This is a genomic window from uncultured Acidovorax sp. (assembly GCF_964021665.1).
GTDB classification, from domain to species: domain Bacteria; phylum Pseudomonadota; class Gammaproteobacteria; order Burkholderiales; family Burkholderiaceae_C; genus Acidovorax; species Acidovorax temperans.
On the sequence record NZ_CAXIAK010000036.1, the window covers coordinates 25,229 to 34,215 of the forward strand.

At 63.2% G+C, this 8,987-nt stretch carries 10 protein-coding genes; 5 read left to right on the forward strand and 5 right to left on the reverse strand.

Annotated features, from left to right (window positions below; translation table 11 throughout):
- Nucleotides 1-45 precede the first annotated feature (45 nt).
- The gene (gene ftsB / locus AADJ04_RS09775) at nt 46-324 is read left to right on the forward strand and encodes a cell division protein FtsB (protein ID WP_044401446.1); all 279 of its coding nucleotides are present in this window, start codon (nt 46-48) and stop codon (nt 322-324) included.
- A 54-nt stretch (nt 325-378) separates the two neighbouring features.
- Nucleotides 379-909: a hypothetical protein gene (locus AADJ04_RS09780; RefSeq protein ID WP_341239496.1), complete on the forward strand. Its 531-nt coding sequence runs from the start codon at nt 379-381 to the stop codon at nt 907-909.
- 39 nt (nt 910-948) lie between these two features.
- Here AADJ04_RS09780 and AADJ04_RS09785 read toward each other — a convergent pair whose 3' ends face one another.
- The 3 genes from AADJ04_RS09785 to AADJ04_RS09795 form a co-directional block, all read right to left on the reverse strand.
- Complete coding sequence (locus AADJ04_RS09785; RefSeq protein WP_341239497.1) at nt 949-1,425, reverse strand: CZB domain-containing protein; 477 nt, start codon at nt 1,423-1,425, stop codon at nt 949-951.
- A 144-nt stretch (nt 1,426-1,569) separates the two neighbouring features.
- Nucleotides 1,570-2,562: an Hsp33 family molecular chaperone HslO gene (locus AADJ04_RS09790; protein ID WP_341239498.1), complete on the reverse strand. Its 993-nt coding sequence runs from the start codon at nt 2,560-2,562 to the stop codon at nt 1,570-1,572.
- A 41-nt stretch (nt 2,563-2,603) separates the two neighbouring features.
- Nucleotides 2,604-3,128, reverse strand: coding sequence for a gamma carbonic anhydrase family protein (locus AADJ04_RS09795; protein WP_341239499.1), 525 nt, complete (start codon nt 3,126-3,128; stop codon nt 2,604-2,606).
- A 90-nt stretch (nt 3,129-3,218) separates the two neighbouring features.
- Between AADJ04_RS09795 and AADJ04_RS09800 the strand changes: the two genes are divergently transcribed.
- The 3 genes from AADJ04_RS09800 to AADJ04_RS09810 all read left to right on the forward strand — a co-directional run bounded on the left by AADJ04_RS09800 (nt 3,219) and on the right by AADJ04_RS09810 (nt 6,825).
- Nucleotides 3,219-4,022 (forward strand): ferritin-like domain-containing protein, encoded by an 804-nt coding sequence (locus tag AADJ04_RS09800; protein WP_341239500.1) that lies wholly within the window; start codon nt 3,219-3,221, stop codon nt 4,020-4,022.
- 85 nt (nt 4,023-4,107) lie between these two features.
- Nucleotides 4,108-5,376: an HDOD domain-containing protein gene (locus AADJ04_RS09805; RefSeq protein ID WP_341239501.1), complete on the forward strand. Its 1,269-nt coding sequence runs from the start codon at nt 4,108-4,110 to the stop codon at nt 5,374-5,376.
- Between the two features lie 165 nt (nt 5,377-5,541).
- Nucleotides 5,542-6,825 (forward strand): HDOD domain-containing protein, encoded by a 1,284-nt coding sequence (locus AADJ04_RS09810; protein ID WP_341239502.1) that lies wholly within the window; start codon nt 5,542-5,544, stop codon nt 6,823-6,825.
- Between the two features lie 98 nt (nt 6,826-6,923).
- Here AADJ04_RS09810 and xerD read toward each other — a convergent pair whose 3' ends face one another.
- A complete protein-coding gene (xerD, locus tag AADJ04_RS09815; RefSeq protein WP_066693714.1) occupies nt 6,924-7,823 on the reverse strand; it encodes a site-specific tyrosine recombinase XerD in 900 nt (299 codons plus the stop codon).
- Between the two features lie 85 nt (nt 7,824-7,908).
- On the reverse strand, nt 7,909-8,871 hold the full coding sequence (locus tag AADJ04_RS09820) for a tripartite tricarboxylate transporter substrate binding protein BugE (RefSeq protein ID WP_207374343.1): 963 nt from the start codon (nt 8,869-8,871) through the stop codon (nt 7,909-7,911).
- Between the last annotated feature and the right edge of the window lie 116 nt (nt 8,872-8,987).

The following is an 8,987-nucleotide window of genomic DNA, read 5'->3' on the forward strand; positions in this document are numbered from 1 at the left end:
GCGCGGCGCGGCCCTGTGCTTGACCTCCTTCTCTGAGGCCACCCCATGGGCATCCGATTGGTCCCTGTTGTCCTGCTGGCGCTGCTGGTCGCACTGCATGCGCAGTTGTGGCTGGGGCGCGGCAGTCTGCCCCAGGTGGCTGCCATGCAGCAAAAAATCGAGGCGCAAAAAGCAGCCAACGCGCAGGTGCGCCAGGCCAATGAACGGCTGGCCTCGGAAGTCCACGATCTGAAGGAAGGTCTGGACATGGTGGAAGAAAAAGCCCGCAGCGAACTGGGCATGGTCAAGCAAGGCGAGGTGTACGTGCAGTTCACCCCGCGTTGAACTCCGCTGCACCAGCCACACCCTCTCCACAACTCCCCTTAGCCTCTGACGCCCATGGCTATTCACCTCGTGGGCGCACCGCACAGCGGAGTGCATGAACTTCTGGCAGCGCTGACTGCCGAGCTGGGCGTGCAAACGGCTCAGCTACATCCCTTGATGCAAGCCCTGCCCGACGCTGACAGCGCGCTCGCGGCTCCCCCACTGGCTTCCTTGCTCTCGCCCGTTCCCATCACGTTATTGACGGGACTCGACTGGCCTTGCCCCCCCGCTGAACAGGAAAACCGCGAGCATCGCGACGCCGAACTGCGCCGCCAGCTTCAGGCCAGCGGCACCCCTTACCGGGTGGTGTATGGCAGCACCGCCCGCCGCCTGACCACCGCGCTGGCCGCAGCCCAGGCGCTGCAAGCCTCGTCCCCATCTACCGCAGTGAGCCTCACAAGAGCGCCCGTTGGTAGTGCGGATGGGCGAGATGAGGAAGATGACCAGGGGCGCTTGAAAATGCGCTCCTGGGGCTGTGAAAAATGCAGCGACCCGGTTTGCGAGCACCGCCTGTTCACATCACTGCGGCTGGCTGCCACGCGGTGACGAAAACACCGCAGCCTTGGGCTGCGGCCGAAACGTTCCTCAGGCTTCCTGCTTCACACCCTGCCGGATAGATTTGAGCAGAAGCACGATCTGGTTGGAAGCAAACCGGTAGCGGCCATTGAGGACGGCGACCACATGGTCCCACCCCCCCTGTTGGGCCCATTGCACCATCTCGGCTGCCTGTTCGTGAAAGTAGCGGTGCCGCGCTATCAGCAAAGGGTAAGCAGGGTGGTGACCCAGCACATCGGCGCCCACGCCATGCAGCCAGCGCCCCAAGGCGCTGTAGTCATCCCGGCGGATCACATCAGGGTCCAGCCCCACTGGCAAGCGCCCTTCCAGGTAGTCCATCAAGCGGGCTTTCCAGCGTTCGTGCGCGTTGATGGCGGCGTCCACATCCAGCTCGGCAGGCACCGAATCTTCTGGCGGCGAAGCCAGGGCGATGGCCTCGCCAGCAGGGCCAGCCTGAGCCCCTGCGTTGGATGCCGACACTCCCAAAAATCGACGGAAAAAATCCATGCAAACCCTTCCTTCTGGGAAGGATCTTAGGAGAGGTCCGTCAAACTATCTGTCAACAATCGTCACCCTCTGGGAGGGCTCTGATCAGCACCTTGGGGCGGCACACCACACCCGCCCCATCGGCCTGGGGCAAGCGGCGCGGACTTATTGAACGCCCGATGGCGCAGGCGGTTGGGCGGCAGCAGATTGCAGGAAGAGCTGCGCCGCATCCACCGCATCGAAGCGGTATTGCTGGCCACAGAACTCGCAACCCACCTCGATCTCGCTGCGCTCAGCCAGAATGCTTTCAGCCTCTTGAGCGCCCAGGCCGCGCAGCATATTGGCCACGCGTTCGCGGCTGCAGGTGCAGGCAAAGCGCGGGCCGCGCTCGCCCTCCAAGGGCTCGAAGCGCAGCAGCTTTTCTTCCCAGAACAAGCGCCGCAGGATGGTGTCTACATCCAGGGTCAGCAACTCGTCGCGGGTCAGGCTGGAAGCCAGGTGGGCAATGCGGTTGTAGTCTTCGTTGTGACCAATCTGGTCTTCGTTCTCGCGGTGCGATAGCCCCTGGGCCAGATTGCCCTCGCCCTTCATAGGCATGCGCTGGATCAGCAAACCCGCAGCCACCTCGCTGTTGGCCGCCAGCACCAGCACGGTGTCCAGCTGCTCCGACTGCAGCATGTAGTGCTGCAGCACATCCGACAGGCGTTCGAGTTTTTCGTTATGGTCGCCGTGCAGCGGCACCACGCCCTGGTAGGGTTGCTGGCCTGGCAGGCGGTCCTTGGGGTCCAGCGTGATGGCGCAACGCCCGCCGCCGCCCACATTGACCATCTGGCTCAGCCGGGCATCGGCAGCGATGTCGCCGTTGATGGTGGCGGTAGCGCGCAGGCTGAGGTCCGACTGCACCTCCGCCACCGCCATCTTCACCGGGCCATCCCCGAACACCTGCAGCACCAGCGCGCCGTTGAACTTGATGTTGGACTGCATCAGCACACCGGCCGCAGCCATCTCGCCGAGCAACTCCTGCACCGGTGCGGGATAAGCGCCGGTGGCCGAATTGCTGTTGCGGCGCTGCAGGACCTCGGTCCAGGCATCGGTCAGCCGCACGATCATGCCGCGCACGGGCAGGCCTTCAAACAAAAACTTGTGGAGTTCAGACACTCGGGGATTCCAGAAAAACAAAAATAGAAGGCGCGAAGATCTCAATCAATGCGGCGCAGGCCCTGCTTGAAGCGGCGGGCGTTCTCGATGTAGTGCAGCGCGCTTTGGCGCAGCCCCTCGATCTGCTCGGGCGTCAATTCGCGCACGGCCTTGGCCGGGGCGCCGATGATCATCGATCCATCGGGGAATTCCTTGCCTTCGGTGACCAGTGCACCTGCGCCCACCAGGCAGTTCTTGCCAATCTTCGCTCCATTGAGCACCACGGCGCCAATGCCGATCAGCGACTCGTCTCCAATGGTGCAGCCGTGCAGCATGACCTGGTGCCCCACGGTGACGCGCTCGCCCACCACCAGCGGCTGGCCAAAATCGGCGTGCAGCACGCTGGCGTCCTGGATGTTGGTGCCCGCGCCGATGCTGATGCGTGCGGTATCGCCCCGCACAACGGCGCCAAACCATACGCTGGTGTCTTCACCCAGATGCACATCGCCCATAACCTGGGCACTGTCGGCTACCCACGCGGAACCCGGCACCAGCGGCGCCACACCATCCAGTTCATACAAAGCCATGCAACACACTCCGGTGAGAAGACAAAGGGGCTGCCAATTGGTTACAAAGCGTGTGCAGTGCGCTCAGCAGCAGGGCCTAGAATTGTACGGATGGAGCTTCGCCAATGTGCATTGCAGGTTTTGCAACTTGCCGACCCTGATCAAAAATCGGCTGCAGCGCTTGCCCTGCAAGCGCAACTAGCTACATATTCGATAGCAGAGAAATTCACCCCAAGCCCGGCTGAGATCGGCACCCTGCCGGGGCACCCCGAGCGCCCCCTGCTGCTGCGCCACACCGAGATGGCCAGGCGCTCGCCCGCCACCCCCGAAGGGCGTGCCGTTCTGGTGCATGCCATTGCCCACATCGAATTCAACGCCATCAATCTGGCGCTCGACGCCATCTGGCGCTTTGACGGCATGCCGCCGGCTTACTACCGCGACTGGCTGCGGGTGGCCGCCGAAGAGGCCACGCACTTTGAAATGCTGCGTGGCCACCTGCGTGCGCACGGTTACGACTATGGAGACTTCCCGGCGCACCAGGGCCTGTGGACCATGTGCGAGAAAACGCAGCACGACATCGTGGCGCGCATGGCCCTGGTGCCGCGCACCATGGAAGCCCGCGGGCTGGACGCCACGCCCTTGATTCAGCGCAAGCTTCGGCAGGTGGGCACGTCCGATGCGTTGGCTGCCGCCACCATCCTCGATACCATCCTGCACGACGAGGTGGGCCACGTGGCCATCGGCAACCACTGGTACCGTTGGCTGTGCGAGCGCGAGGGGCTGAGCCCGGAAACGCACTACGCCGTCCTGGTGCGGCAATACGAAGCCCCGCGCCTCAAACCGCCGTTCAACGACGACGCCCGCCGCCGCGCTGGATTCACCGAAACGGAACTTCAATGGCTGCAGCAGGGCTGAGCGAAACGCCCGGGAATTGGGCGCTCCCTAAAATGAGTTGGTTGTTTTTGCATCTTTTGAATCGTTCACACGTGAGTAGCCAGCCATGTCCACTACACCCGCCAATGCAGCGGCCTATCCTGCAAGCAACACATCGGGGCAAGCCACTGTGGCCATGATCGCGCGCCAAGCCATCGTCAATGCCCAGCAGGAGGTCATCGGCTATGAGCTGTTCAACCGTTCGCGCACCGGCATCGGGCACACCGCCGCCACCGATGTGATTCTGGTGTTCACAGCGCTGTCGCATGCGGGCACGGAAGAGCTGGTCGGCAAGAAACTGATTTTTGTGAACTGCACCCACGAAAGCCTCTCGGGCGGCCACTTGGAGCTGCTGGACCCCGATAAGGTAGTGCTGGAGATTCCGCCGCTGGGCCACGCAGCTACGCAGGAGGTGGAAACGCGCCTGCCCATCCTCATGGGCTTGCGTGATCGTGGCTTTCACCTCGCCTTCAACCACACCGTGCTCGAATCGGCTTACGCCGCCTGGTTGCCCCTGGCCGACTACATCAAGCTGGATCTGTCCGTGCTGGCCCCTGACCAGCTGGCCGTGCTGATCCGCTACGCCGCACGCAACAGCCAGGCGGAGTTGATTGCCGAAAAGGTCGAGACGGCCCAGCAATACGACATGGTTTCCAGCCAAGGGGTGCAACTGTTCCAGGGCTACTGGTTCGCGCGCCCTTCGCTGGTGGAGACTAAGCTGCTCTCTCCCGCACAGGCCAGCATCGTCCACCTCATCAACCTGGTGCGCAAGCAAGCCAGCACCGACGATATTGAAGAGGTGCTGAAGAAAGATGCCGGTCTGGCGTTCAACCTCATGCGCCTCATCAACTCGGCCGGGTTTGGGCTGAACCGGGAGATCACCTCCTTCCGCCAGGCCGTGATGCTGCTGGGGCTGAAAAAGCTGTTCCGCTGGGCGGCCCTGCTGCTCACGGCCGCACGCACGGGTGCAGCGCCGTCTTCGGTGGGCCAGACCGCCGTGGTGCGCGGCCGGTTGATGGAATTGCTGGCGCTGGAGAGCATGCCCCCCGAAGAAGCCGATCAGGCGTTCGTGGTGGGCATCTTCTCTCTGCTGGATGTGATGCTGTCCATTCCCATGGAATCGGCCCTCAAGCTGCTGACCGTGCCTGACGCCGTGGCCGCCGCCCTGCTGCGCCGCGAAGGCGTGCTGGGCGACCTGCTCACGCTGGCTGAAGCCTGCGAATCGAGCGACGACGCCGTTTTCCACAAGGCGGCAGGGACACTGCACCTGAGCAGCCAGCAGATCAACATGGCCCACCTGCAAGCCCTGGCCTGGGCAGACCAGATGACCGAGTGAACTGCCCAGCGGCCCGCTTGCATGGCGCCGCTGGCGGCAACGCGCGGCTGGATGGGTGCCAGCCGCCGAGGGCTCGCCCACGGTGCTCGGGCATTGCACCGCCCCCGTCAAGACAGCGCCTAGAATGTGACGAAGCGTTCCGCTCAATCCATTTCTAGCCGCACCATGTCGAGCACCACCGAACAAAACATCCCACCCGCCGATACCGCTCCCCCGCAGGAAGATGTGGACGCGAGCAACATGGCCGTCATTGCTCGCCAGGCGATCGTGGACCACAACCGCGCGGTCTACGGTTACGAGTTGTTTGACCGTTCCACCGCATCGGATGCCCACACCGCCGCCAGCGATGCCGCGCTGCTGTTCAACGCCTTGTCCTATGCGGGCACCGAAGCCCTGGTGGGCAAGAAAACGGTGTTCATCAACTGCACGCATGAGAGCTTGGCTGGCGGCCACCTGGAACTGATCCACCCCGAAAAAGTGGTGCTGGAAGTGCCCCCACTGCCCGACACCGCAACGCAGGAAGAAATCGACCAGCGCGTGCCCGTGCTGCAGGCTCTGCGCGAACGCGGTTTTCGCCTGGCGCTGAACCAGAACGCCTTGCGCAAGCCCTACGCCAGCTGGATGCCCCTGGCCTCCTTCATCAAGCTGGACTTGCAGACCTTCAAGCCCGAGTTGGCAGGCCCGCTGGTGAAGTTTGCGAGCCAATACGCCAAAGCCACGCTGGTGGCTGAAAAGGTGGAAACCGCCGAACAGTTCCAGATGATGTCGAACCTGGGCGTGAAACTGTTCCAGGGCTTCTGGTTTGCCAAGCCCTCCCTGGTCAAAGCCACCACCATCCGCCCTTCGCAAGCCACCATCATTCAGCTCATCAACCTGGTGCGCAAACAGGCGGACACCAGCGAGATCGAAGACCTGCTCAAGAAAGACCCCACTCTGTCTTTCAACCTGCTGCGCTTCATCAACTCCTCGGGGTTTGGACTGTCGTGCGAAGTGACTTCCTTCCGCCACGCGGTGATGATCCTGGGCCTCAAGAAGCTGTTCCGCTGGGCGGCGCTGCTCATGACCACCTCGCGCGATGGATCCCCTCCTGCCGTGGGCCAGACCGCCGTGGTGCGCGGACGCCTGATGGAGCTGCTGGCGGCCGAATTGCTGCCCCCGGAGGAATGCGACAACGCGTTCGTGGTGGGGGTGTTCTCGCTGCTCGACACGATGCTGAACGTGCCGCTGGAAAAAGCCCTCGAATCGGTGGCCCTGCCCCAGCCGGTGACAGATGCCCTGCTGCACGGCACCGGCGTATTCGCGCCGTTCCTGGAGCTGACCAAGGCCTGTGAATCTGGCGATGACGCGACGTTTGCCCGCGTGGCCGACGAACTGCATCTGTCGAACCGCCAGGTCAACTGGGCCCACCTGCAGGCGCTGGCCTGGGCCGAAGACCTGAACGGAGACTGATACACAGAACGCCTTCGTTCAAAAGTCAAAAAAGGGCTCCGTCGAACGGAGCCCTTTTTGCTTGCGGGGTGCACGAGCCCCTCATCCCAACGCAGGACTCAGCCGCGTGGATGGTGCTGCGCATGCAGCGCCTTGAGCCGCTCCCGCGCCACGTGGGTGTAGATGGTGGTGGTCGAAATATCGGCATGCCCCAGCAGCAGTTGCACCACGCGCAAATCCGCCCCGTGGTTGAGCAGGTGGGTGGCAAAGGCGTGGCGCAGTGTGTGGGGTGACAGGGGCACAGTGATGCCCGCCACCTGCGCCCACTTTTTCACAATCACCCAGAACATCACGCGCGTCATGCCCTCGCCGCGGTGGGTCACGAACAGGTCATCCGTCTGCTGCCCGGCCAGGATGGCGCCGCGCGCCTCTTGCAGGTAGCGCTGCAGCCAGCTGCGCGCTTCTTCGCCAAAAGGCACCAGCCGCTCCTTGTTGCCTTTGCCCATCACGCGCAGCACGCCTTCGTTCAGCCCCACCTGAAAGGTCTTGAGCGTGACCAGTTCCGTCACGCGCAGGCCGCTGGCATACATCAGCTCCAGCATGGTGCGGTCGCGCAGGCCCAGGGGGTTGCCCAGGTCAGGGGCGCTGAGCAAGGCCTCCACATGGGCCTGCGACAGGGTTTTGGGCACCCGCAAGGGCTGGCGTGCAGCCTGCAGGCGCAGGGTCGGGTCTTGGGTGATGCGGCGTTCGCGCAAGGCCCAATGAAAGTACCTGCGCAGCACCGTCAGACGCCGGTTGGCCGAGGTGGCGCGCGTTTGCGCATGGCGGGCAGCAAAGTAGCCGCTCAGGTGCATTTCGGCTGTGGCGTCCAGCGCCAGCGGGGGCTGCTGCTGTGCCAGCCACTGTGCGTAGAGCGTGAGGTCACGGCGGTACGCCGCCAGGGTGTTGCGCGAGAGGCCGTCTTCCAGCCACAGGGCATCTACAAAGGTATCGATCGCGCGCAGGCTGTCTTCAAGCATCCAAAAACGATAGCACGCCCACCGTACGCGCCATGACAAAAAGCCGCGCAGGCCAGGCCCGCGCGGCTTTGCTTCAGTGCAGTGCTCAGTCGAGCGTCAGCTTTTGCTTGGCCACCACGTCTTTATAGACGCTGAACTCGGCCTTGATCTGTTGGGCAAACTGCTCGGGCGTGTTGCCCACCACGATGGAGCCGGTGTCCTCGATGCGCTTTTTCACGGCCGGGTCTTCCAGCGCCTTGCGCACGGCAGCGTTCACTTTGTCCACCACCTCCTTGGGCAAGCCCTTGGGGCCCACGATGCCGTAGTAGGCCATGCGGTTCACTGGCTCCAGGCCCACTTCCTTGAAGGTGGGCACATTGGGCAGGGCCGCTACGCGCTGAGGCGCTGCCACTACGATGGGCACCAGGCGGTTTTCCTTGATGAAGGGCAGCGCTGAGGGCAGGTTGTCAAAAATCATGGGCACCTGGCCCGCCACCGTGTCATTCAGGGCGGGGCCTGCACCCCGGTAGGGGATGTGCGTCACGAACGTACCGGTCAGGCTCTTATACAGCTCCATCTGCAGGTGGCCGATGCCGCCGGTGCCCGAAGACGAGTACGAGTACTTGCCTGCGGACTTCTTCAGCTCAGCCACAAAGCCCTTGTAGTCCTTGGCCGGAAAGCTGGGGTGCACCGCAATGATGTTGGGCGTGGCCGCGATGTTGATGATGGGCGTGAAGTCCGTCAGCGGGTTGTAGGGCGTCTTGGGGTTGATGGCCGGGTTGGCCGCTGTGGTGGAAACCGTGGCAATGCCCAGCGTGTAGCCGTCCGGGGCTGACTTGGCCGTTTCATTGGCGCCCACGATGCCACCGCCACCCGCCTTGTTTTCAACGATCACGCTCTGGCCCAGGGCCTTGCCCAGCGGGTCGGCGATCACGCGGGCAATGATGTCGGTGGTGCCGCCGGGTGCAAAGGGCACCTGCAGCTTGATGATTTTGTTCGGGTAGGCTTGTGCGGCTGCAGATCCTGCAGCAGTGGCCAGTACCAGCGCGATCCAGTGGCGACGGTCCATCGATTTCTCCTTTTGGGGTTTTCGTACGTCTGCAATGTTATGCGAATGTTTTTCCGGCAGGTCCTAGTCTTACTGTGTCATAAATGTGGCATCATGAATCCTCCCAATTCTTTTTG

What these genes read in the sequence shown, in the direction of transcription:
- AADJ04_RS09805 (WP_341239501.1), top strand. Translation starts at nt 4,108, where the DNA reads ATGTCCACTACACCCGCCAATGCAGCGGCCTATCCTGCAAGCAACACA.
- AADJ04_RS09800 (WP_341239500.1), top strand. Translation starts at nt 3,219, where the DNA reads ATGGAGCTTCGCCAATGTGCATTGCAGGTTTTGCAACTTGCCGACCCT.
- AADJ04_RS09795 (WP_341239499.1), bottom strand. Translation starts at nt 3,128, where the DNA reads ATGGCTTTGTATGAACTGGATGGTGTGGCGCCGCTGGTGCCGGGTTCC.
- ftsB (WP_044401446.1), top strand. Translation starts at nt 46, where the DNA reads ATGGGCATCCGATTGGTCCCTGTTGTCCTGCTGGCGCTGCTGGTCGCA.
- AADJ04_RS09780 (WP_341239496.1), top strand. Translation starts at nt 379, where the DNA reads ATGGCTATTCACCTCGTGGGCGCACCGCACAGCGGAGTGCATGAACTT.
- AADJ04_RS09810 (WP_341239502.1), top strand. Translation starts at nt 5,542, where the DNA reads ATGTCGAGCACCACCGAACAAAACATCCCACCCGCCGATACCGCTCCC.
- xerD (WP_066693714.1), bottom strand. Translation starts at nt 7,823, where the DNA reads ATGCTTGAAGACAGCCTGCGCGCGATCGATACCTTTGTAGATGCCCTG.
- AADJ04_RS09820 (WP_207374343.1), bottom strand. Translation starts at nt 8,871, where the DNA reads ATGGACCGTCGCCACTGGATCGCGCTGGTACTGGCCACTGCTGCAGGA.
- AADJ04_RS09785 (WP_341239497.1), bottom strand. Translation starts at nt 1,425, where the DNA reads ATGGATTTTTTCCGTCGATTTTTGGGAGTGTCGGCATCCAACGCAGGG.